Source organism: Lipingzhangella halophila, from assembly GCF_014203805.1.
Classification (GTDB): Bacteria; Actinomycetota; Actinomycetes; order Streptosporangiales; family Streptosporangiaceae; genus Lipingzhangella; species Lipingzhangella halophila.
The window spans coordinates 171,248-192,466 of record NZ_JACHJT010000002.1 but is presented as its reverse complement, the minus strand read 5'-3'; the positions used below and the strand labels follow the sequence as shown (position 1 = coordinate 192,466).

General features: G+C 70.8%; 20 protein-coding genes and 1 pseudogene. 9 read left to right on the top strand and 12 right to left on the bottom strand.

The genetic code is table 11. The features are described from left to right. Positions 1-7 precede the first annotated feature (7 nt). Entirely contained in the window at positions 8-964 is a 957-nt protein-coding gene (locus F4561_RS27880; protein ID WP_221446355.1) for a metal ABC transporter substrate-binding protein, read from the bottom strand. Between the two features lie 594 nt (positions 965-1,558). Here F4561_RS27880 and F4561_RS27875 point away from each other — a divergent pair. Both F4561_RS27875 and F4561_RS27870 read left to right on the top strand, forming a co-directional pair. Beyond that, positions 1,559-2,674: a serine hydrolase domain-containing protein gene (locus F4561_RS27875; RefSeq protein WP_221446354.1), complete on the top strand. Its 1,116-nt coding sequence runs from the start codon at positions 1,559-1,561 to the stop codon at positions 2,672-2,674. Between the two features lie 187 nt (positions 2,675-2,861). Continuing rightward, positions 2,862-3,095 (top strand): annotated as a pseudogene (locus F4561_RS27870) (tripartite tricarboxylate transporter TctB family protein); the annotation flags it as partial. A 63-nt stretch (positions 3,096-3,158) separates the two neighbouring features. On the opposite strand, the gene F4561_RS33475 reads toward F4561_RS27870, so the two are convergent. Next, positions 3,159-3,950 (bottom strand): FadR/GntR family transcriptional regulator, encoded by a 792-nt coding sequence (locus tag F4561_RS33475; protein ID WP_184584576.1) that lies wholly within the window; start codon positions 3,948-3,950, stop codon positions 3,159-3,161. Between the two features lie 380 nt (positions 3,951-4,330). Here F4561_RS33475 and F4561_RS27860 point away from each other — a divergent pair, with 380 nt between their 5' ends. After that, positions 4,331-5,002 (top strand): enoyl-CoA hydratase-related protein, encoded by a 672-nt coding sequence (locus F4561_RS27860; RefSeq protein ID WP_184584574.1) that lies wholly within the window; start codon positions 4,331-4,333, stop codon positions 5,000-5,002. A 58-nt stretch (positions 5,003-5,060) separates the two neighbouring features. On the opposite strand, the gene F4561_RS27855 is transcribed toward F4561_RS27860, so the two are convergent. Further along, positions 5,061-5,846, bottom strand: a complete 786-nt coding sequence (locus tag F4561_RS27855; RefSeq protein ID WP_184584572.1) for a DeoR/GlpR family DNA-binding transcription regulator — start codon at positions 5,844-5,846, stop codon at positions 5,061-5,063. Next, a complete protein-coding gene (pdxA, locus tag F4561_RS27850; protein WP_184584570.1) occupies positions 5,783-6,859 on the bottom strand; it encodes a 4-hydroxythreonine-4-phosphate dehydrogenase PdxA in 1,077 nt (358 codons plus the stop codon). Before pdxA ends, F4561_RS27855 begins: the two co-directional genes overlap by 64 nt. 476 nt (positions 6,860-7,335) lie before the next feature. Between pdxA and F4561_RS27845 the strand changes: the two genes are divergently transcribed. After that, a complete protein-coding gene (locus F4561_RS27845; RefSeq protein ID WP_184584568.1) occupies positions 7,336-8,340 on the top strand; it encodes an aldo/keto reductase in 1,005 nt (334 codons plus the stop codon). A 34-nt stretch (positions 8,341-8,374) separates the two neighbouring features. After that, positions 8,375-9,148 carry an HpcH/HpaI aldolase family protein gene (locus F4561_RS27840; RefSeq protein WP_184584566.1) on the top strand — a complete coding sequence of 258 codons (774 nt, stop codon included), beginning with the start codon at positions 8,375-8,377 and terminating at the stop codon, positions 9,146-9,148. 489 nt (positions 9,149-9,637) lie between these two features. On the opposite strand, the gene F4561_RS27835 is transcribed toward F4561_RS27840, so the two are convergent. Continuing rightward, positions 9,638-10,555: a LysR family transcriptional regulator gene (locus F4561_RS27835; protein WP_184584564.1), complete on the bottom strand. Its 918-nt coding sequence runs from the start codon at positions 10,553-10,555 to the stop codon at positions 9,638-9,640. Positions 10,556-10,626: 71 nt separating this feature from the next. Here F4561_RS27835 and F4561_RS27830 point away from each other — a divergent pair, with 71 nt between their 5' ends. Then, positions 10,627-11,040, top strand: coding sequence for a nuclear transport factor 2 family protein (locus F4561_RS27830; RefSeq protein WP_184584562.1), 414 nt, complete (start codon positions 10,627-10,629; stop codon positions 11,038-11,040). Between the two features lie 126 nt (positions 11,041-11,166). On the opposite strand, the gene F4561_RS27825 is transcribed toward F4561_RS27830, so the two are convergent. Continuing rightward, entirely contained in the window at positions 11,167-12,165 is a 999-nt protein-coding gene (locus F4561_RS27825) for a hypothetical protein (protein WP_184584560.1), read from the bottom strand. A gap of 186 nt (positions 12,166-12,351) precedes the next feature. Here F4561_RS27825 and F4561_RS27820 point away from each other — a divergent pair, with 186 nt between their 5' ends. Further along, positions 12,352-13,074: an aspartate/glutamate racemase family protein gene (locus F4561_RS27820; protein WP_184584557.1), complete on the top strand. Its 723-nt coding sequence runs from the start codon at positions 12,352-12,354 to the stop codon at positions 13,072-13,074. Between the two features lie 129 nt (positions 13,075-13,203). On the opposite strand, the gene ybiA is transcribed toward F4561_RS27820, so the two are convergent. The 4 genes from ybiA to F4561_RS27800 all read right to left on the bottom strand — a co-directional run bounded on the left by ybiA (position 13,204) and on the right by F4561_RS27800 (position 16,997). Continuing rightward, positions 13,204-13,758 (bottom strand): riboflavin biosynthesis intermediates N-glycosidase, encoded by a 555-nt coding sequence (gene ybiA / locus F4561_RS27815; RefSeq protein ID WP_184584555.1) that lies wholly within the window; start codon positions 13,756-13,758, stop codon positions 13,204-13,206. An 89-nt stretch (positions 13,759-13,847) separates the two neighbouring features. Continuing rightward, entirely contained in the window at positions 13,848-15,053 is a 1,206-nt protein-coding gene (locus F4561_RS27810; RefSeq protein WP_184584553.1) for a cytochrome P450, read from the bottom strand. Positions 15,054-15,075: 22 nt separating this feature from the next. Beyond that, positions 15,076-16,062 (bottom strand): PDR/VanB family oxidoreductase, encoded by a 987-nt coding sequence (locus F4561_RS27805; protein WP_184584551.1) that lies wholly within the window; start codon positions 16,060-16,062, stop codon positions 15,076-15,078. Positions 16,063-16,196: 134 nt separating this feature from the next. Next, positions 16,197-16,997: an IclR family transcriptional regulator gene (locus F4561_RS27800; RefSeq protein WP_184584549.1), complete on the bottom strand. Its 801-nt coding sequence runs from the start codon at positions 16,995-16,997 to the stop codon at positions 16,197-16,199. Positions 16,998-17,120: 123 nt separating this feature from the next. Between F4561_RS27800 and F4561_RS27795 the strand changes: the two genes are divergently transcribed. After that, positions 17,121-18,497 carry an MFS transporter gene (locus F4561_RS27795; protein ID WP_184584547.1) on the top strand — a complete coding sequence of 459 codons (1,377 nt, stop codon included), beginning with the start codon at positions 17,121-17,123 and terminating at the stop codon, positions 18,495-18,497. A 181-nt stretch (positions 18,498-18,678) separates the two neighbouring features. Here F4561_RS27795 and F4561_RS27790 read toward each other — a convergent pair whose 3' ends face one another. Further along, a complete protein-coding gene (locus F4561_RS27790) occupies positions 18,679-19,173 on the bottom strand; it encodes a Rossmann-fold NAD(P)-binding domain-containing protein (RefSeq protein ID WP_184584545.1) in 495 nt (164 codons plus the stop codon). Positions 19,174-19,349: 176 nt separating this feature from the next. On the opposite strand from F4561_RS27790, the gene F4561_RS27785 reads away from it, so the two are divergent. Beyond that, positions 19,350-20,234 (top strand): alpha/beta fold hydrolase, encoded by an 885-nt coding sequence (locus tag F4561_RS27785; RefSeq protein WP_221446353.1) that lies wholly within the window; start codon positions 19,350-19,352, stop codon positions 20,232-20,234. A gap of 97 nt (positions 20,235-20,331) precedes the next feature. Here F4561_RS27785 and F4561_RS27780 read toward each other — a convergent pair whose 3' ends face one another. Continuing rightward, positions 20,332-21,219 carry an SAM-dependent methyltransferase gene (locus tag F4561_RS27780; RefSeq protein WP_246438173.1) on the bottom strand — a complete coding sequence of 296 codons (888 nt, stop codon included), beginning with the start codon at positions 21,217-21,219 and terminating at the stop codon, positions 20,332-20,334.

The following is a 21,219-nucleotide window of genomic DNA, read 5'->3' as shown; positions in this document are numbered from 1 at the left end:
CGCTGTCTCAGGCCGGGTCGACCGCGTCGAGCGCGGCCGGGTCGCCTCCGAGCGCGTCGACGATCGCGCGGGAGTTGGCCAGCATCATCCCGACATAGCTGTGCTCGGGATCGCCCGGCTCTCCGGGCAGCTCGTCGTCGCGCAGCTCGTCGACGTAGCGGGCTCCGCTCTCCTCGGCGATCTGCTCCAGGACGTCCGAGGGGAACACCTCGGAGCCGAAGACCGCGGGTACCTCCTCGCGCTCGATCTGGTCGATGAGCTCGGCCACCTCCGAGACGGAGGGCTCGGAGAAGTCGGCGGGCTGCACCGCCCCGACCACCTCGAAGCCGTAGTGGGGAGCGAAGTAGGGGAAGGAGTCGTGGTAGGTGACCAGCTTGCGGTTGTCCTCGGGGACGGTCCGCACCGCCTCCTCGATCGCCGCGTCCAGCTCCGCCAGCAGGTCGGAGTACGCGTCGTAGCGTTCCTGGTAGCCCTCGGCGTTGCCGGGGTCGACGCGCTCCAGCTCCCCGGCGATGATCCGGGCGTACTCGGCGGCCATCGGCGGGGAGGTCCACAGGTGCGGGTTGGGCACCCCGGCCTCCTCGGGGAACGTGAAGTCGTAGACCCACTCGTCCTCGGTCACCACCTGGTCAGCCAGGGTGACGATCTCCCCGTCGTCGGGCAGGTTGGCCTCGGCGATCTCCAGCGACGACTCCTCCAGGTGCAGCCCGTTGGCGATGAACAGCCGGGCGCCGGCGACGTCCCGGACGACCGAGGGCCCCGGCTCGAAGGTGTGGCTGTCGACGCCGGGCGGGACGATGCCCGTGACCTCGGCGTCGTCGCCGGCGATCCGTTCGGTGATGTCGGTGATCGGAGCCACCGTTGTGGCGACCGCCGGCTCCGCGGTGTCCCCACCCGCGCCGGAACCACCGCACGATGTCCCTGCCAGTGCGATGACCAGTACGAACGCCCGCCATCGTGCCATCAGGCACTCTCCCTTCGCTCGTTGCCGCAGCCATCGCGGCCAGAGCGACCATAAAGCTCTTGCAAATTGGTTGCAACTGTGTGCCATTGGCGAGTACTGGCGGTAACGGCGACCTTACGGGCCCTGGAGATTTATTGGACTAACCATAATCCGGCGCGGCGTCTACGAGCGGTACCCATGGGTGGCCCAGTCGCTGTACAAGGCGTTCACCCAGGCCAAGAACGAGGTCTTCGACCGGCTGCACGGTTCCTCGGTGCTGCGGTTCATGCTTTCGCGGCTCAACCAGCAACTGGAGGAGACCGTGGAGCTACTGGGGGGGCGACTACTGGCCCTGTGGGCTCGGCGCCAACCGCGAAACACTGGCCACGTTCCTGCGCTACCACCACGAACAGGGGCTCTCCGACCGGGAGCTGCGCCCCGAGGAGCTGTTCGCCCCCGAGGCGGCGGAGTCCGCCGTGATCTGGCCCCCACGAACTCCGGAGGGGGAGCGGGCGAATCCCGGGGGGCGAGCCAGGGCGTTCCCGGATGTGCCCGGTTCCTCCGCTTCGTCAGGCTGGCCGCGACGGACTGCCCACGGAGATCGGAGAGGTCGGGATGAAGCGGGTGTCTCGGGTGCTGGTGACCGCGACGACGGCGTTGGCGGTGGTCGCGGCGCCGGCCGTTGCCACTGCCGAGTCGGAGGATGAGGATCGCCCGGGGCTGCAGAGTCGGCTGGACGACGTCGTGGCCGCTGGGGCGGTGGGCGCGCTGGCGGAGGTGCGTGACGAGCATGGCGTGTGGCGCGGCACCAGCGGTGTCGCCGAGCGGGGCACGACGCGGGAGGTCCCGGCCCAGGGCCGGTTCCGGGCGGGCAGCGTGACGAAGACGTTCCTGGCCACCGCCATTCTGCAGCTCGTCGACGAGGGCCGGCTGCGGCTGGACGACACGGTCGAGGAGTGGCTGCCCGGAGCCGTACCGGATGGCGACCGCATCACCGTGCGCCAGCTTCTGAACCACACCAGCGGGTTGTACGACTACCGGAAGACCCTTACGTTGCCACCGGATCCGGAGTTCCTGGACAACCGGTGGCGAACCTGGACCGCGGACGAGCTGGTCGGGCGCGCCGTGGCGAACCCCCCGACGTTCGAACCGCCGGGTTCGGAGTACGAGTACTCCAACACCGGCTACGTCCTGCTCGGCCAGATCGTCGAGGAGGCCACCGGCCGGTCGTACGGTGAGGAGATCGAGCGGCGGGTCATCCAACCGTTGCGGTTGAGCGGCACCGCGATGCCGGGGGAGTCGCCGCGGATCGGCGGTCCGCATCCGCACGGCTACGTGCCAACAGAGCGGGACGGCGATACGCACCTCGTCGACTTCACCGAGATGAATCCGTCGGTGTTGGGCGCGGGTGGCGAGCTGATCTCCACGACGAAGGACCTCAACCAGTTCGTCGCCGCACTGCTCGATGGCCGCCTGCTGTCGGATGACCGGCTCGACGAGATGACGACGCCGGGTGTGGAGGGCGAGACGTACGGGCTCGGGCTGGCCTGGCGGGACACCTCGTGTGGGGTCCGTGTGTACGGCAACGACGGCGATGCCCTGGCGTACCAGTCCTGGTCGTACTCGACGGAGGACCGGCGGCACCAGGTTACGATCGCGCTCACGCCCGACTTCAGCGGTGACCCCGACGACACTGTTGACGCGTTCCTGGACGAGGCCATCTGCGGCTGACCGTTCGCCATGCCCCAGGGCGGCTTCGCCTGGGTCGACAGCGGCGCCGGCCGACCGATGATCCGCTGACCTCGGGGGCGATGGTTACCACGGCTCCGCTGCGCGGTGGGCCGGATTCCTGTCCTCAGGATTCTGAGAACCTCTCACCGCCACGTGCCGGGCCGCGGAGCGGCCGGCCGGATCCGGGGAGGAACCGGCCGAGGCGGGCTGGCGGGCGCCGTTGTACACGACGCTGGCGCTGACCGGCTTCATCTTCCTGGTGTGGCTGGTGGGCTACCTGATCGCGGTGCCGGTCCTCACCTTCGGCACCATGGTGCTCATCGGGCGTACGCGTTGGCGGACCGCAGCGGTGGTGACCGCCGCGGTGTGGGCGTTCGTGTTCGTGCTCATGGAACTGGTGCTGCAGGTGAACCTGCTCTGACCAGGGGAGGCCCGGATTCGGGCCGTGGGGTGGGGCCGGCGCGCGGGCCCCACCCCACGGCCGTCACTCGGTGGCGTCTTCGGCAGCGCCCTCGGCGCTGTCGGAGTCGGTGGCGACGTTCTCCAGGCGCTGGGCGGTCCGCTGCAGGTGCTGGCGCATGATGAAGCGGGCCTTCTCGACGTCGCGGTGCTCGACGGCGGTGACCAGGTCGGCGTGCTCGGCGGCACCGCGATGGCCCATGAGCGGGGCGACATCGCGGGCCTTCTGCAGCGAGAGCAGCATCGGGCCGTGGAAGCTCTGCACCAGCGTCTCGATGGCCGCGTTGTGGGTGCACGCCGCGAAGCGGACGTGGAACGCGGCGGACATCTCCATGGTGTAACTGTCCTCGTCGAGCGCCTGCTGCCCCTGGGTGACCAGGGCGCGCAGGTCGGCGATGTCCTCGGCGGTGGCGCGCTCGACCACGAGGGGGATGATGCCCAGCTCGAACACAATGCGGGCTTCGGTGACCTGGCTGGCGGTCAGGGGCGACAGCGTGATGAGGTCCGCGAGGCTCTCCCCGACCCGCTCGTTGGAGGGTGTGGTGACGAAGGCACCGCCGTGGGCGCCGACGCGGATCTCGACCAGACCGCTGGCCTCCAGTACGCGCAGTGCCTCGCGGACGGTGACCCGGCTGACCCCGAAGCGCTCGCAGAGCTCGCGCTCGCTGGGTAGGCGGTCGCCGGGCTTGAGCTTGTCGTCGCGGAGGAGCATGCGGACCTGGTCCACGATGACCTGCGAGGCGCGGCCGAGGTGGACCCTGCTGAAGAGGTCGTCGGTGCCGCGCGACTTGGGAGCGGACGCGTCGTTGCGGGCCATGTCCATGGTCCCCTTCGGATATTGACTGGTTTAACGCTCTGGAAATATGATATGACCAATATACCTATGCCGCAGCGTTTCGCGTTCGCCGATTCACGCGGAGGGATCCGCCCCTGTCCGGAAGGCCGCTTCCCCACGGTGCCCCCGCGGCTTGCCGCGGACGCGGAGACTGTGCCGGCCCCTGCGGATACCGGTACCCACTCGCACGGTTCGGACGCCCATCGGCGCGCAGGAGCGGGAGCGGGGTGGTGCGCGGCTCCGCCGAACCCCGCGTGGACCGGCGCCGGCGCTCTGCGGGACGGGCGGACCGGCCGGCCGGTTGCCCGCGCGGTTCCATCCATCATGAGTTACCGTTGAGTAGCTTAGTCGAAGGAGCCGCCATGCCCACCATCGAACGCCAGGATGACGTCCTCGTCCTCGACATCGGGGACAGCGAGAACCGCTTCCACCCCGACTGGCTCGCCTCGGTCAACGCGGCGCTGGACGAGGTCGAGCGGGCGGAAGGCCCCCGCGCGCTGGTGACCGCCGCGACCGGCAAGTTCTTCTCCAACGGTCTGGACCTGGACTGGCTGGCCGCCCACCCCGACCAGCAGCACGACTACGTCGCCAGTGTCCACTCCCTCCTGGAGCGTGTGCTGACGTTGCCCGTGGTCACAGTGGCGGCACTGCAGGGGCACACCTTCGCGGCCGGTGCGATGCTCTCCCTGGCCCACGACTTCCGCGTGATGCGCGCCGACCGCGGATTCTGGTGCCTGCCCGAAGCCGACATCAACATCCCCTTCACACCGGGGATGTCCGCGCTGATCCAGGCCCGGCTCACGCCGCAGACCGCCCACGAGGCCATGATCACCGCGCGCCGCTACGGCGGCGAGGACGCCCGTGCCGCCGCCATTGTCGACCATGCCGTGGAGGAGAGCGCGGTGCGCGCGACCGCGGTGCGGCTCGCCCAGGCCCAGGCGGCCAAGGCCGGCCCCACGGTCGGCACCATCAAGACCCGGATGTACGCCCCGGTCCTGGACGCGCTGCGCGCCAAGGACACTCCCGAGGGGTGAGCCGGCGGACACCGCCGGCGAGTGCGGCCGGGATGTCCGGCCGGGGGAGTCCGCGACCCTAGCGTGCGGTGCCGTCCGGATCCACAACCACGACATCGACCCCGGAGGCCGCGAACGGCCGGACGGCGGAGTCCTCGGCGCTGGAGTCGGTCACCAGGGTCCAGCTCTCGGGCATCCTGGCCCAGGCGTGGAACGGGCGCTTGCCCAGTTTGGCGGCGTGCACCAGCACGTACACCCGCTCGGAACGCCGGGCCATGATCTCCTTGAGGCGCGTCTGTTCCAGGGTGGCCTCGCAGATTCCGTCCTCCGCGGTCACCGCGTCCGCGCCGAGGAACACCCGGTCGAAGGTCATCCGGGCCAGGGCATCCTCGGTAAGCGGTCCGATGAAGCCCTGGCTGAGATGGCGCAGCGTGCCACCGAGGCACTCCACACGCACGTGCTCGGCGTTGACCAGCTCCTGGAGCGCGGTCAGCCCGGTGGTGGCCACGGTCAGGTCGTGCGCGGGCCGCAGCTCGTGCGCCAGAGCCCCGGTGGTCGACCCGGAGTCGAGCAGGATCGTCTCTCCGGTGCCGATCCGCGCCGCGGCCCACGTCGCGATCGCGCGCTTGGCCTCGAACGCCTCCCCGAGGCGCTGCCGCAGCGACGCCTCGGGGTGGGCCACCAGCGGCATGACGCCGCCGTAGGTGCGCGCCAGTTGGCCGTCGGACTCAAGCTGGGCGAGATCGCGCCGGATGGTCGACGCGGTGACCCCGAACCGGGCGGAAAGCTCCTCCACGCTGGCTAGTCCGGTCGTGGTGGCGAGTTTGACGATGGCGTCGCGACGGACCCGTGTTCCGCGGGACATGGGTGTCCTCTCGTGGACGGGGCGGGGGACAGTTCGGCCGCCTGGCGCAGGGCCTCGATCATGCTACCGACGGCGGCTACCCCCTTACCCGCGATGTCGAACGCGGTGCCGTGGTCCACCGAGGTGCGGATGACCGGCAGCCCCACGGTGATGTTGACGCCCTCCTCGATACCGAGGACCTTGACCGGGGCGTGCCCCTGGTCGTGGTACATCGCCACAATGAGGTCGTAGTCACCCCTACTGGCCAGGAAGAACGCGGTGTCGGCCGGGAGCGGGCCGTGTGCGTTGATCCCGTCGGCCCGCAGGGTGCCGATCGCCGGGACGACCTTCTCTTCTTCCTCGCCGTACCCGAACAGCCCGTTCTCTCCCGCGTGCGGGTTGATCCCGCACACGCCGATCCTCGGGTCGGCCACCCCGGAGTCGCGCACCGCCGCGTGGCCGCGGCGCACGGTCCGTTCCACCAGGCCGGGGTTGATCCGGGCCACGGCGTCGATCAGCCCGAGGTGTGTGGTCACGTGGATGACCTTGATCGTGGACGTCGACAGCATCATCGACACTTCCTCGGTTCCGGTCAGGTGCGCGAAGAGTTCGGTATGGCCCGGAAATACGTGACCGCTCGCGTGCAGCGCCTCCTTGTTCAGAGGGGCCGTGCAGATCCCCTGGACCTCGCCGGCCACCGCGAGCTCGCTGGCGACCCGGACGTACTGGTACGCGGCCTCGCCCGCGGCGGCTTGCACCTCGCCCCACCGCAGGTCCTCGGGCAGCAGCCCCAGGTCGAGCACGTTGATCCGGCCCGGGGCGAACACGGCGTCGGCGACGCGGTCGACGGCCACCAACTCGGCGTGCGCCCCGGAGATCCGGGCGGCCTGGCGCAGCCGCGCGAGGTCGCCGATGACGACGGGGCGGCACCGCCGGTTGGTCGCCTCGTCGAGCAGCGCGCCGACGGTGACCTCGGGGCCGATTCCGGCGCCGTCGCCCATGGTGATGGCGACTAACGGGGTGTCGGTGGTCATGATCAGCCTTTCGTTGGTCTGTGTGCCGGGGCGGCCAGTCCTAGTGAGGTGTCCAGCCTCCGGCGGTGCCAATCCAAAACTGCGCGCTATACGCAGTTTGGTGGCTGGTGCGCCGTGGGGTGGGTGCAGCGGGCGCGATCCGTGCCACGCGGCCGGGGAGTGCGCGGGGCGGTGCCGGCCTTTGCCGCTCTAGGCTGGTCAATTGGGTAGACAAGGGCGCGCGTAACCCGCAGAGATCGAATTCGGGTCCTCCTCGTTCGGCGCTGGGTTCCCGCTCGGAGCGCATGGGTGCGGTCCGAGTGGCAGAGATGCGCAACTTCTTGCGTAGAACAAACTACTTTCATTGCGTGAAACGCGCAATCATGGCACAGTGATCCGAAGTTGCAGGACCCGCGCCGGAAACCGCCACCGCTACCCACGAGGCGCGAGCCTCCCCGGAGCGCAGCGGCTCCGGGATCTCGCGAAGGAGGTACGCGATGACCGCGAGCCCGACCAGCACAGCGCTGGCCCCAGTGGAGCTGCCCGGGATCGGTAGGCCGATGTCGGCAACCGTTCTGGGCACCATGACATTCGGGGACACGGTGACCGGCGCCGACGCCGCGAGCATGCTCGACCTCGCCCTGGACTCCGGCGTCACCAGCGTCGACACCGCCAACGGCTACGCCGGCGGAGCCAGCGAGGAGATCCTCGGCGACCTGCTGCCGCGGCGCCGGGACCGGGTCGTGCTCGCCACGAAGGCCGGGATAGCCCACCCCGACGCCGGGGAGAACGCTCCGCTCTCGGCGGCCGGCCTGCGCGCCAGCCTGGAGGGCAGCCTCTCCCGCCTCGGTACCGATCGCGTTGACCTGCTCTACCTGCACCAGCCGGACCGCGACACACCGCTGGCCGAGACCCTGAGCACGGTCGCCGATCTGGTCAGAGAGGGCAAGGTCGGAGCGCTCGGGGTGTCCAACTACGCGGCGTGGCAGATCGCCGACGTGCGCCACGCGGCGGCCGAGGCCGGCGCTCCCCAGCCCGTGGTCGCCCAGCAGCTCTACAACCTGCTCGCCCGCCGGATCGAGGAGGAGTACACCGAGTTCGCGGCGACGCACGGCCTGCTCACGATGGTGTACAACCCGCTCGCCGGCGGCATGCTCACCGGCCGCCACCGCTTCGACCAGGACCCCTCCTCCGGGCGTTTCGCTGACGCGCGCATCGCCGGGATGTACCGCCAGCGGTACTGGGATCATGCCCTGTTCGACGCGGTCGACGCGCTCACCCGTGTCGCGGACGGCGCGGGGCTGTCCCTGACCGACCTCTCGCTGCGCTGGCTGCTGAGCAAGCCCGCCACCGGCGCGCTGCTGCTGGGCGGTTCACGCGCCGAGCACCTGCGGGCGAACCTGGCCGCGGTGGCCGCGGGACCGCTGCCCGCCGAGACGGTCGCGGCCTGCGACGAGGTGGGAGCATCGCTGCGCGGCCCCATGCCCGCCTACAACCGTTGACGCGGGCACCACGCACGAGACGAAGGAGAAGCGCATGAGCGCGGCTGAGTTCGCCCGCCGGATCCGCGAGCGCCGATCGGCCATCGGATACTGGGTGATCATGGATGCCCCCGTTGCCACCGAGCGCATCGGGCGTCTCGGCTACGACTACGTGGCGTTCGACGCCCAGCACGGGCTCCTGGGCTATTCCGGCATCCTGAACGGGCTGCTGGCCGTCGACGCCGGCGGAACCTCGGTGGGGATGGTGCGGGTCGAGGCCAACGACCCGACCGCGATCGGCCGGGCACTGGACGCGGGCGCGGGCGGGGTGATCGTCCCGATGGTGAACAGCGCCGAGGACGCCGCGGCCGCGGTCTCGGCCGCCCGGTACCCGCCGCGCGGGACGCGCTCCTACGGACCCATGCGCGCGATGCTGCGCGTTGGTCCCCGGCCCGCCGAAACCGACGCGAGCACGCTCGTCCTCGCCATGATCGAGACGCCCGAGGGTCTGCGGAATGTCGCGGACATCTGCGCCACCCCCGGGCTGGACGGCGTGTACGTGGGGCCGTCCGACCTGTGCCTGGCGGTCGGCGGGGCCTACCCGGGCGACCCGGACGTGGCCGAGGTGTTCGACACGGCGCTGTCCACGGTGAGCGCGGCTGCCGCCGAGGCCGGCATCGCCGCGGGCATCCACACCCCCAACGGGGACGTCGCCGCACGCCGGCTCACCGAGGGGTACACGTTCGCGACCGTCGCCGCCGACCTGGTGCACCTGGAGCAGGCCGCACGCGACCACCTGTCCGTAGCGCGGGGCGAGGGCAAGCGGTAAACCGGGACCCGCGCGGCATGGCAGCCGGAGCGGATCCAGGCGGCGAAGGGGCGGAGTGGCGGCCGCTAGATCGGTGATGTGGGTGGGTGGTTGCGCGCGCGACGAGGGCGGCGGAGGCTCCGGCCTTTCGGGAACCGTGCCTTTGCGGGCGCCAGTGCTGCCGTCCGGCGGCGGGGCGCGCATCGAGGGTGACTGTGCGGACATTCTCGGCGATGGGCCGCGGCGAGAGTGCCCGAGAGGACATTCTCGTCGCTGAACATGTCCCCACGGACACCCTCGCCGCGGACCCCGCACCCACACCCGCCCGTTTCGCCGTGTTTCCCCCGAAGTCTGGCGCCACAGCCACGACCGATGGGCCCCAGCCACGGGCCAGACCCCCGATCGTCGGGCGCCACAACCCCCGGGCACCCGAACCGATCACCCGGGGGTCGGCCCACCACCATCCTCGCCGCCCCGTCGGGCGCCGCACCACCCACCCACATCACCGATCTAGCCGAGCCGGCGGTGTAGTCGGGCGGTGAGCTCGGCCGCGGTGGTGCGCAGCGTATCGATGGCCAGTTGGGCCAGGGGGGAGTCCGCCGCGTCGGCACTCCGGGCGAGAGTGGTGGTGCGCGTTGCGGTGGGGTGGTTGACTCGCACCACCGCGATGCCCCGCGGGAGCGCGGGCACGGCGAGCCCGGGAACCAGGGTGATCCCCAGGCCGGCCTCTGTCAGGCCGAGCTTGGTGAGCCAGTCGCGCGCGACGAAAGCGATGTCCGGCTGCCAGGAGGCGTCACTCCACGTCCCGAGCAGTGTGGCGTTCGGGTCGCTGCTGCCCGCGACCCACGCCTCCTCCCGGAGTTCATCGAGGGTCGTGCTCTCGTGGCCCGCGAGGCGGTGGTCGGGTGCGAGCGCGACGAGCAGAGGGTCGTCCAGCAGCGGCACCATCTCCACACCCTCGGTGGGTGGCTGGGGCCCGCTCAGCAGCGCGAGGTCGAGCCGGCCCCGCTCCACCGCTCTGAGCAGGCGGGCGCTCAGCCCTTCACGCAGCTTGACCTCGGCGCGCGGTTCGCGGGCGCGAAGCGTGGCGACCGCCCGGGGAACCAGCGCCGCCATGGCACTGGGGAACGCGCCGAGGCGCAGCCGGCCGGGTGGACGTGTCCCGAGATCCTGCAGGTCCTGGTGGGTCGCCTGGAGTTCGGAGAGGACGGCCTCGGCACGGCGCAGCACAACGCGCCCGGCCTCGGTGGGCTGTACCCCACGCGCCCGGCGTTCGAACAGCGCCTGCCCGGCCGCTCGCTCCATGAGCGCGATCTGCCGGGACACCGCGGACTGCGTGTAGCCGAGCCGCTCCGCCGCGACGGAGAACGAGCCCTGCCGTGCGGCCTCACGGACCACGCGCAGGCCGGCGACGGTGAAGTCATCCATGCGGGGAACTCATATCACACATGCGAGACTATCGCTTGTCGCATGTCTGGGTGCTTTCTAGGCTCAGGCGCATGAGTACAGCGGAGAACAAGAGACTGATCGAGGACATCTTCGCGGAGATGGCCCGCGGCAACACGCGCGCGTTGAGCGACGCGATGTCCGACGACTTCCAGTGGGTGTTTCCGGGGAACTGGTCCTGGTCGGGAACCTGGGAGCCGAAACGCGAGGTGCTGGAGGGGCTGCTGCGTCCCCTCATGGCCCAGTTCACCGACTACCGCAGTGAGGCGGAAACTGTCCTCGCCGACGGGGACCGTGTTGTGGCCCAGGTCCGCGGCAACGCCACGACCACACGCGGCGAGTCCTACAACCAGACGTACTGCTTCGTCTTCCGGGTCGCCGAAGGGAGGATCACCGAGGTGGTGGAGCACTGCGACACCGCACTCGTCGAACGCGTCCTGGAGCCTCCCGAGCGCACACCCGCTTGAGGGAACCCGGCCTCCCGGCACCGCGCTCACGGGTTTCCGGGTCCGCGGCGGCCCGGAGGCGCGGGCCCTCCGGGGGTCCGCGCGCCCGGGTGACGTAGCGCGGCGCTTCTCCGCGAACGCTCCCGGCTACCCGTTCTTGTGGGGAGCGGCTGGCTGCCATCCGGTCGCCTCGTAGACCCAGCGCTGGCCGCTGCCGTCGAGCGCCTCGTACACGGCGCCGCTGGGAAGCTCGGTCTCCTCGCCGGTCTCGGCGGCGAGCCGGAGCAGGTCCACAGCCATCCAGTAGGCGTAGTGCGCCGCCTCGGAGTCCCATACCGCTGGTTCCAGCGATTCCCGGTAGTGGCTGTTATTCGCGTCGTGCCGGGAGGCCAGCGGGTCGCCACCGGTGCAGGCCCAGTCCAGCGACCGGATGATCGTTCCGGCGGAATAGCCGGGGTTGCGGAGTTCGCGGCGCGCGCCGCACTCCGGGCACGGGCCCGGGTCCGCCGGACCGAAGCGGAAGAGCATCCAGTGCAGGTCGATGATGCTGTGCTCACGGACCTGCGGGGCATCCCGGCCGACCGACACGGTGGGGCTGCCGCAGTCGGGGCATCCCTCCGCGGGCTCGTCCGGACGCCGCGGGACAAGCTCGGTTCCCGGCCAGCCCGGCGGCCACAGCGCCCCGCACCGCATACACCGCTTCTGCGAGCGGCGCGGGCCGATCCGCCCCTGGGGGAGCCGGAACTCCATCCGGTCGCGCAGCCCGCCCAGATATCCCGGGTACATCCCGTACTCCCGCGGCCATTCCTGGTACCGGTGGTGGGGCCACAGCGCCGATATCCGGGCGATCACACTCCAGGAACTCCACGGCCGGCCAACGGCCTCGTACGTGCCCTCCTCGTTGAGGAGCTCGGCGATGGTCTCCGGGTCCGCCATGGTCTCGGCACTGACCTCGGCCAGCCGACGCACGGGTGAGGGGGTGTCCCGGTCCGCGCCCACCGCCGCGAACTCCGCGAACTCCAGTGCCTTGGCCACGAAGCGGCGGTGCCGCTCGGTGCGCTCGGCCCGCGCCCGTTCCGCCTGGCGCTGCTCCTCGCTTCCGGCGTAGGGGGCAACACTGGGATCTCCGGGAAAACGTCGCACCATGGCCCCGAATTATGCTCGATGACCTTCCAACGCGCACCACCCGGACGCACTCCCGGCAGAGGCGGCGAAGTTCCGGTACCGGAACGCCGCCGCCCCGCGGTTGTACCGCCGTCGGGTGTACTGGGGGCCCGCGAGTGCGCGTCCGTACTGGACGCGCGAAGTTCCGCTGATCGGGATGGAGCCGCGATGAGGCATTTCGGGGTACTGGCGCACAGCACTGAAGGGGCAGCGCTGTGCTTCCTGGAGTTCTGCCAGGAGGGCGTCCGCCGTCTGGGTTCCCACGTGTACCCGGACGTGACGCTCGACTACATAGCGTTCGGCCACAGCATGCCCGCGTGGGACGCGGGGGACTACGACTCGGTCCGGTCCACCCTGGCGCGCAGCGTCGACCGGCTCGCCGCCGCCGGCGCGGACTTCTTCGCGTCCCCGGACAACACCGCGCACCTCGCTCTCGAACGCCCCGGCGCCGACCTCGCGCTTCCCGGGCTGCACATCGCCGAGGTCGTCGCGGACGCCGCGGCCCACGAGGGGCACCACCGGGTCGGTGTGCTCGGCACGAGGTACACGATGGACGGTCCGATCTATCCCAGGGCCCTGGCCGCGAGGGGAATCTCGGCCGAGGTGCCGGAAGCGGAGGACCGCGACCTCGTCAACGGCATCATCTTCACCGAGCTGGTGAACGGCACGTTCACCGAGGAGTCGCGCCGGGCCTGCGCCGGGGTGATCGAGCGCCTGGCAGCTCGGGGGTGCGACGCTGTCGCGCTCGTGTGCACGGAGATCCCGCCGCTGGTAACACCGGAGGTGTCCCCGCTTCCCACACTGGACTCCACCCGGCTCCTGGCCCGTGTGGCGCTGGAGGTCGGCATCGAGCGGCGGGACATGCCGACCTGGCGCGGCGGACCGCTATGAGCACCGGAGCGGTCTCTCCGCGCGGACCGCGCCTTCCCGCGAACCGGAACGCGGGACGGCGCCGGTCCGCCGCCGCGGCATCGCTCCTTCGTAGGCTCGGCACCCCGGCACGGTCCGCGTGGCCCGGCCCTAATCCGCGAGTCGCGAGCGCACCTCCATCAGCGCGAACCCCAGCAGGTTCCGTCCGCGCCACTGGTCGGGATGGTGCGCGCGCTCGTCGTCGGCCGCCAGCCCAATGCCCCAGATCCGGTCCCGCGGGCTCGCCTCGACCAGTACCCGGCTGCCACTCGCCAGCAGGTAGTCGCGAAGCTGTGCGTGCTGCGCGAACCGGGCGTGGTTCCCCCGCACCACGACCCAGTAGCGTTCGCGCTCCCAGACCGCCTCGTCGAACCCCCGCACCCCGCGTCCGGCGTCCTTGGCCTCTTTGGGGTGGCCAGCCGACAGGATCGCGTCCTCGGCGTCGGTGTCCCCGAACAGTCGCGCCTTCTCGGCCATCATGTAGTGCTCGGCCGTCGGGTACTCGATGCCATCCGCGGTGAAGGGGGACGGCCACCACTGCGACAGGCACCCCGGCCCCACCCCGCCCGAGCGCGGAGGGCGGTGCCCCCAGAAGAACAGGAACTTCACCCGGCCCGTGACGTGCGGGAAGTCCGAGACATCGCGAATGTCGGCGGCGTCGACCATAGGGCAAGGCTGACATGCCCCAGCCGCGCGGCTCCACGGGTTTTCGTGCGGTGGCGGACCGCCACCGCACGGTCATGCCCGGGGGCGGCTCACGCGCGGTGCACGCGTACCGGCAGCGAGGCCCATGCCCGCAGCGTGTTGTTGAGGTGGCGCCGTGTGGGCCCGGCGAGCTCGATGTGTTGGACGCGGCGGGCCAGAGCGGTGAGCAGCGCCTCGGCCTCAAGCCGCGCGACGTGCTGCCCGACACACTGGTGGAGGCCCATCCCGAATCCGACGTGGGCGGACGGGTCGCGCGAGAGGTCGAAGGCATCCGGGGCGTCCCAGCGTCGCGGGTCGCGATTGGCCGCGCCGAGGAACATGAGGATCTTCGTCCCGCTGGGCACGGTGGTGCCGGCGATCTCGACATCGTCGGTGGCAGTGCGGAAGAAGACCTGGACCGGGGACTCCCAGCGCACCGCCTCGTCGAACGCGACCCGCGCCAGCTCTGGCCGCTCGCGGAGCCGGCGCCACTGCTCCGGGTTGGTAGCGAAGGCGTAGAGCGTGGCGGCGAGCGCGTGCACCGTGGTGTCCACCCCAGCGGTCAGCAGGGAGCGCACGATCAAGGGCGCCTGCCGCTCGGTGATGTCCCCGCGGTCCGCGGCCTCCCAGATCCGGGCGCCGAAACCGTCGGTGGCCAGCCGTTCGCGCGCGCACTGCGCCTCCACCCACGCCGACAGCTCGGCGACGCGCGGCGCCCCCTTCGCGACCAGCTCGTTGGACGGGCCGAAAGCGTTGAAGGCGTGGTCGCCATAGGGCAGCAGGTTCTCCCGCCCCTCACGGGGCAGACCCACCGCGTCCGGGAAGACCCGCAGCGGAAACGCCTCGGCGAGCGTGGTCACCGCGTCGAACTCGGTGTCGGCCAGCACCTGGTCGACGAGCGCCTCGGCGTCGGCGAACCAGGCATCGCGCAGCCGGCGCAGCGCGCGCGGCCCCAGGATCCGCGACAGTACCGCCCGCGGAGCGTCGTGGTGCGGGGGATCGGCCTCCAGCAGCAGGCTGGGAGCGCGCCAGGGTTCCTCGTAGCGGAAGTTGGACATCCCGACTCCCGCGCCGGACTGGAAGGACTGCCAGTCGGTCAACGTGGCATGGACGGACTCGTAGCGGGCCAGCGCGAGGATGTCGTAGTGGCTCAGGTGGACGATGGGACCGGCCTCGCGCAGCCGTTCCTGGAACGGAAGGGGGTTCTCCAGCACTTCGGCCGAGAACGGGTCGGTGCCCAGGGACGGCAGCGGGGTGGAGACGGCGGTCGTTGGCATGGCACAGTCCTCCGTTGCGAGGTCACAGATCCAGGATGAGGTGCTCGGAGAGCGAACGGGAGACGCAGACGAACATGCAGTCCCCCGCCGCTCTCTCGTCGTCGTCCAAAAGGGAGTCGCGGTGGTCGGGCTCGCCGCCGAGGACGGCGGTCTCGCAGGTGCCGCACAGCCCTTGGCGGCACGAGGACAGCACCTGGACCCCGGCCTCGCCGAGCACCTGCAGGACCGAACGGTCCGCGGGCACGGTGATGGTCCGCCCGGAGCGGCGCAGTTCGACGCGGAACCCCCGGTCCCGGGCGCCGTCCGCCGTTGACCGGGCCACGAAGCGCTCGGTCCGCAGCCAACCCGTGGGCCACCCGGCGCATCGGTGCGCCACCGTGTCGAGCAGGGGTCCGGGCCCGCAGCAGTAGACCTTGGTGCCTCCGGGGTGCGCCGGCAGCCAGGCGTCCAGGTCGAGCGGGCCATGGGTGTCGTGCGGGGTGACGTGGACCTTGTCGCCGTAGTCCCGCAGTTCGTCGAGGAAGGCCATCGAGGAGTACGAGCGGCCGCCGTACAGCAGATCCCACGGAACCTGGAGCAGCTCTGCCTGGGCCACCATGGGCAGCAGCGGGGTGATCCCGATGCCGCCGGCGATGAACAGGTACCGGTCGGCGGGTACCAGCGGAAAGTTGTTGCGCGGGCCGCCGATGCCGACCACGTCGCCTTCGTGCAGTTCGTCGTGCACGAAGTCCGACCCGCCGTGTCCGTCGGGCTCGCGCAGCACCCCGATGCGGAAGGAGTACGGGTCCCAGCGGTCCCCGCACAGCGAGTACTGGCGGGTCGTGCCGTTGGGGAGCACCAGGTCGATGTGGGCCCCTGGCGTCCAGTCCGGCAGCCGCCCGCCGCCCAGGCGCCGCAGGGTCAGCGAGACCACACCGTCGGCCATTGTCCTCTTGGCGGCCACCCGCGCCTGCGGCGCGGTGGCCGTGTCGGGACCCGCGGGGGCTTGCGCCGTGTCTGCGGCGGACATGTCGATCACCTCGGCCCTCCTGATCACTGCCAGAGGACTCCGAGAATCGCCGCCGCGGACGCCGGGCGGAACCGCTGTTCCATTCAATGGCACGCGAAGGGCGCGGCCGCGGGTCCGGCGATGGGGGCCGCCCCCTACGCCTCCACCGGCCGCCGCGTGTCGATGAGGGTCCCGAGGTCGGTGCCCGAAGCCGGGCCGCTCACTTCCCGGCTGAGGGCCATCCCGGTGACCAGCAGCGTCCGATGCAGTGCCCACGCCTGGTCGTCGTTGGGAACCACCACACCGAGGCCGGCGACGACCTTGCCGTTGCGGTGCACCGGAACGGCGATGCCCGTCGCGTCGGGGTGGATGTGTCCCGGGCAGAACGCGAACCCTCGCTGCCGCACCTCGGCCAGCTCCCTGCGCAGCCGCCACTCGTCGGTGATCGTGTTCGCCGTGTAGCCCCGCAAGGGGGACCGCAGCACGCGCCGCGCGACTTCGCTGGGGGCGTTCGCCAGCAGGACCAGGCCCACCGATGAGGCGTTGACCGGCAGCCGCCCCGCGATCTGGGTGACGTTGGTGACCGACTCGGGGGCGGACAGGCGCTCCACGAACAGGACATCGTTCCCGTCCAGTACCCCGAGCTGGGTGGAGTGGCCGATGGCCGCCTGCAGGTCGCCCATGTACTGCACGGCGGTCTCCCGCAGCCGCTGCATGGGCGAGGCGCGCTCGGCGAGCTCCCACATGCGCGTACCGATGCGAACCCGGCGCTCCTCGTCGCGGTGGAGCAGCCCGTGCTCGGCCATCTCCTTCACCAGCCGCGCTGTGGTCGCCAGCGGAAGGGCCGCACTCCGACTGATCTCGCTCACGGTGAGTACGGGTGTCGCGGGCTCGAACGCCTCGATGATCCGCACCACCCGCTCAAGGACGGACTCGCCGCTCGCTGATCTCGCCATTGTCGCTGGCACCTCGCTTCCGCCGCCGGCATGGGAAGCGCTCATTCAATGGCAAACCCATGGCCGCCGCCTGTGACTCTCGTCATGATCGCTTCCCGTTGCCGACTTCGGAAAGGGCGTCCAATGAGCACACCAGACATCGATCTGCGTCGCCGTCTCGATGACGGCCCCATGTCCCGGTTCCAGTGGTCCGTGATCGCCGTCTGCGTCCTTCTCAACGTACTCGACGGGTTCGACGTGCTGGTCATGGCGTACACCTCCGATTCGGTATCCGCCGAATGGCAGCTTTCGGGCTCGCAGATCGGGATGTTGCTGAGCGCCGGCCTGGTGGGCATGGCGCTCGGGTCGCTGTTCCTGGCTCCCTTGGCGGACCGGTGGGGCCGCCGGAAGACGATCCTGGTCGGCCTGACCCTGGCGGCGGTCGGGATGGCGCTCTCCGCCCTCAGCCAGAACGCCCTCCAGCTCGGGGCGCTGCGCGTGTTCACCGGTGTCGGCATCGGCGCGATTCTGGCGACGAGCAACGTCACCGCGGCCGAGTACGCCAACCGGCGCTGGCGCGGGTTGGCCGTCAGCCTCAACTCCACCGGGTACGCCGTCGGTGCCACCCTTGGCGGGGTGCTCGCCGCTGTGCTGCTGAGCAGCTTCGGCTGGCGCCCGGTGTTCGCCTGCGGTGCGGCCGCCACCGCACTGCTCATCCCGGTCGTGCTGGTGCGGCTGCCGGAGTCCATGGACTTCCTCATGACGCAGCAGCGCTCCAGCAGTGCGCTGAAGCGGCTCAACACCACGTTGCGGTCGATGGGGCAGGCCCCGCTCGAAGGGATGCCGCGGCCGGTCGCGTCCGAGACGGGGAAGAAGGCCCCGTCGCGCGTCGCGCGGATCCTCGCGCCCGGACAACTGCACGACACCCTGCTCACCTGGGGCGGGTTCTTCGCCGTGATGTTCGCCTTCTACTTCGTCACCAGTTGGACGCCCCAGCTGCTGGTCGAGTCCGGGATGTCGGCCACGGAGGGTGTCACCGGAGGCACGCTGCTCAACCTCGGGGGTATCTTCGGTAGCGCGCTCCTCGGCTTCCTCGCCGCCCGCTTCCGGCTCCAGCGCGTCCTGGCGGCGTACCTGTTGATCACCGCCGCGCTGCTGGTGCTGTTCGTTCCCGCCGTCCCCTACTTCGGGCTGCTCCTCGTCCTTGGCGCTCTGATCGGGGTATTCGTCAACGGGTGCGTGGCCGGCCTGTACGCGCTCACCCCCACCGTCTACGACCCGTCGATCCGCGGGACGGGCGTGGGATGGGCGATCGGCATCGGCCGGATCGGGGCCATCGTGTCCCCGCTCGCGGCGGGGGGCCTGCTGGACCTGGGTTGGGGGCCGGGGGGCCTCTTCCTGCTCGTGTCCGGAGCGCTCGTGCTGGGGACCCTGGCGGTCATGAGCCTGCGGGCCGCCCGCCCCGCACCGGGCGCTGGCCCGCTCGCGGAGGAGCGCCCCAGAGCCGGTACTCCCGACTAAGGTGTTCTGTCCCGTGAGGTTGGGAACGCGGCTGGCGGGTGTCAGCGCGGCGTTGGAGTGGATAGCGTAGGCATTGGGGGCCTTCCGGCTGGTGGGACGTGAGACATCCACACCGGTACCGGAGGCCCTCTTTTGTGTGTTCAGCGGGGTCCCGCGAGCACAACCTCAATGGGAATTACAGCTAGGTGTCGGCGTCGGTCTGCTGGGGCTCGACTTGGGCGAGCCGCTCGCGCAGGGCGGCGGTGACCGCCTGGTAGGAGTCGCTGCCCAACACCAGCCGCAGCGGGGCCGGGTGCTGCGCCGCGCTGTCGATGACGCGGGCCGCGACCTTCGCCGGGTCGCCGGGGATCTGGACGGGTCCCTCCTTGACCGCGCGCACGAGCGCGGCCGGCGTCCCGTCGTAGGCGGTCAGCGGCTCGCCGAGCCGCAGGCCGCCACGGACGAACTCGGTGCGCGGGCCGATCCGTCCTCGGGGTAGTCGGAACTCCAGCCGGTCGCGCAGCCCGCCCAGATATCCCGGGTACGTCCCGTACTCCCGCGGCCATTCCTGGTACCGGTGGTGGGGCCACAGCGCCGATATCCGAGCGGTCACCGCCCAGGAGCTCCACGGTTGGCCATCGGCCTGGTACGTGCCCTCCTCGTTGAGGAGCTCGGCGATGGTCTCCGGGTCCGCCATGGTCTCGGCACTAACCTCGGCCAGCTTTCCAGCCTCTGGGTCGGGCTCGTGACACCGGTGCCGGGAACCATCGCCCGGCCGGTCGTGGCCGAGAGGTTCACCCTCGGGCTCACCGGCTTTCCCGAGGGCCGCGCGCCCTCGGGAAACTCGGTTGTTCCCACACTGCCCCGGCAGCCATGATCATCCTCATGGAACATGTTGTGCACGCCACGCCGAACGCGCGACTGTGGGTGCGGACCACCGGTGATCCCGACGCTCCCGCGCTGCTGCTCGTCATGGGGGCGAACGCGCCGGGTGTGACATGGCCGGAAGAGCTGGTGAACCGGCTCGCCAAGGAGCACTACGTGATCAGCTATGACCACCGGGACACCGGGCGCTCCACGCACGCCTTCGACACCGAGCCGTACGCGATCCGCGACCTTGCCGGCGACGCGGTCGTTGTCCTGGACGCCCTGAACGTCGACCGTGCCCACGTCGTCGGGATGTCGATGGGCGGGGTTCTGGTCCAGATACTGTGTCTGGATTACCCCGAGCGGCTGCGCACCGCGACGATGTTGAACACCACGGCACTCGGCTCCGGTCTCGCCTCCGGAAACGAAGCCTTAGAGCAACCCGGGCTGCCCGGGCCCGCCCCGGAGCTTCTCGCGCTGTGGGAGCACATGGCCGAGCCTCGTGAGCGTGCGGATGAGATCGCCTGGCGGGTGGAGCACTGGCGGCTGCTCAACGGCTCCGTGCTGCCCTTCGACGCCGCGGCGTTCCGGCGGCTGGAGGAGCGCGTGGTCGAGCACAGCGGGACGCACCGCAATCCGGGCGCGCACGCGCGCGCCGCGCAGGACGGCCTGGAACGTGGAGCTGAGTTGGCCTCGGTCAGCACACCGGCCCTGGTGGTCGAGGGGCCCGAGGATCCGATCAACCCGCCTCCGCACAGCGCCCACCTAGCCCGCTCCATCCCGGGTGCACGCCTGGCCACCATTCCCGGTATGGGCCATGCGTTGAACCCGCTGATCGTACCGCTTCTGGTCGAGGAGATCCTGAGCCACACCACCGGCACCACGCTCTGACGTCCCGGGACGCAGCGAGTCCACTCGTTGTCGTGGCTCTTGCTGCCCGGTGCGTCGACCAGGGCACGCGCGGTGATCACCGTTCCGGGTGCTGGCACTACGGCTTGCGCAGCACCCCGCCGAACTCGTAGAGGCGTTGGCTCCCCGCCGAGGCACCGAGGTAGGAGGCAACCACCGGGTGCGGTTCGGCCAGGGGCGGCTGCTCGGGATCGGGCCGCCAGTCGTTGATGTTGCCCAACCCGGGCTCAACGGGGTGCAGCCCCTCTAGCCAGGGCTCGACCTCGGCCGGGGTGCGGGTCTTCCACGGCATACCGATCCCCTCCGCGATGGCATTGCCTTCGGCGGCCACGGCGGGGTCGTCGGTGACCACGTGCGACAGGGTGAGGAAGCTGCCGGAAGGGGCGCGGTCGATACAGCCGCGCACCGCGCGGCGCGCGGCATCGTCATCGGGGATGCAGTGCGGGATGGAGAACAGCAGCACACCCACCGGCCGGGAGAGGTCCAACAGTTCTTGCGCCTCTGGTGTGCTGAGGATGTCCTCGGGGTCGGTGATGTCGGCCTGGATGAATGTGGTCGAGGCGTCCTTGGCGAGCAGGGCGCGGCCGTGGGCCAGCACGATCGGGTCGTTGTCCACGTACACAACGCGCGCGCCCGGCTGGAACTCCTGGGCCACCTCGTGCACGTTGTTCTCCGTCGGCAGGCCGGAGCCCAGGTCCAGGAACTGGTCGATCCCCGCGTCCCTGGCGAGATAGGAAACCGCCCGGTAGAGGAAGCGCCGGTTCTGCCGCGCGATGTCCACACCCTCCGGGAACAGTTTCAGGACCTCGGTGACCATCTGGCGGTCGACCTCGTAGTTGTCCTTACTCCCCAGCGAAAGCCCGTAGGCCCGGGCCTGGGTGGGCCGGTCGGTGGGGATTTCCGGTGCGGGGGATTCCGCGTCGGTGCTGGTGGGCTGCTGGCGCATCCAGTTTTTCGGTTCCGTCAA

Excerpts from the sequence above, each read along its gene's own strand:
- F4561_RS27880 (WP_221446355.1), bottom strand. The coding sequence starts at position 964 with ATGGCACGATGGCGGGCGTTCGTACTGGTCATCGCACTGGCAGGGACA.
- F4561_RS27875 (WP_221446354.1), top strand. The coding sequence starts at position 1,559 with ATGAAGCGGGTGTCTCGGGTGCTGGTGACCGCGACGACGGCGTTGGCG.
- F4561_RS33475 (WP_184584576.1), bottom strand. The coding sequence starts at position 3,950 with ATGGCCCGCAACGACGCGTCCGCTCCCAAGTCGCGCGGCACCGACGAC.
- F4561_RS27860 (WP_184584574.1), top strand. The coding sequence starts at position 4,331 with ATGCCCACCATCGAACGCCAGGATGACGTCCTCGTCCTCGACATCGGG.
- F4561_RS27855 (WP_184584572.1), bottom strand. The coding sequence starts at position 5,846 with ATGTCCCGCGGAACACGGGTCCGTCGCGACGCCATCGTCAAACTCGCC.
- pdxA (WP_184584570.1), bottom strand. The coding sequence starts at position 6,859 with ATGACCACCGACACCCCGTTAGTCGCCATCACCATGGGCGACGGCGCC.
- F4561_RS27845 (WP_184584568.1), top strand. The coding sequence starts at position 7,336 with ATGACCGCGAGCCCGACCAGCACAGCGCTGGCCCCAGTGGAGCTGCCC.
- F4561_RS27840 (WP_184584566.1), top strand. The coding sequence starts at position 8,375 with ATGAGCGCGGCTGAGTTCGCCCGCCGGATCCGCGAGCGCCGATCGGCC.
- F4561_RS27835 (WP_184584564.1), bottom strand. The coding sequence starts at position 10,555 with ATGGATGACTTCACCGTCGCCGGCCTGCGCGTGGTCCGTGAGGCCGCA.
- F4561_RS27830 (WP_184584562.1), top strand. The coding sequence starts at position 10,627 with ATGAGTACAGCGGAGAACAAGAGACTGATCGAGGACATCTTCGCGGAG.
- F4561_RS27825 (WP_184584560.1), bottom strand. The coding sequence starts at position 12,165 with ATGGTGCGACGTTTTCCCGGAGATCCCAGTGTTGCCCCCTACGCCGGA.
- F4561_RS27820 (WP_184584557.1), top strand. The coding sequence starts at position 12,352 with ATGAGGCATTTCGGGGTACTGGCGCACAGCACTGAAGGGGCAGCGCTG.
- ybiA (WP_184584555.1), bottom strand. The coding sequence starts at position 13,758 with ATGGTCGACGCCGCCGACATTCGCGATGTCTCGGACTTCCCGCACGTC.
- F4561_RS27810 (WP_184584553.1), bottom strand. The coding sequence starts at position 15,053 with ATGCCAACGACCGCCGTCTCCACCCCGCTGCCGTCCCTGGGCACCGAC.
- F4561_RS27805 (WP_184584551.1), bottom strand. The coding sequence starts at position 16,062 with ATGTCCGCCGCAGACACGGCGCAAGCCCCCGCGGGTCCCGACACGGCC.
- F4561_RS27800 (WP_184584549.1), bottom strand. The coding sequence starts at position 16,997 with ATGGCGAGATCAGCGAGCGGCGAGTCCGTCCTTGAGCGGGTGGTGCGG.
- F4561_RS27795 (WP_184584547.1), top strand. The coding sequence starts at position 17,121 with ATGAGCACACCAGACATCGATCTGCGTCGCCGTCTCGATGACGGCCCC.
- F4561_RS27790 (WP_184584545.1), bottom strand. The coding sequence starts at position 19,173 with ATGGCGGACCCGGAGACCATCGCCGAGCTCCTCAACGAGGAGGGCACG.
- F4561_RS27785 (WP_221446353.1), top strand. The coding sequence starts at position 19,350 with ATGATCATCCTCATGGAACATGTTGTGCACGCCACGCCGAACGCGCGA.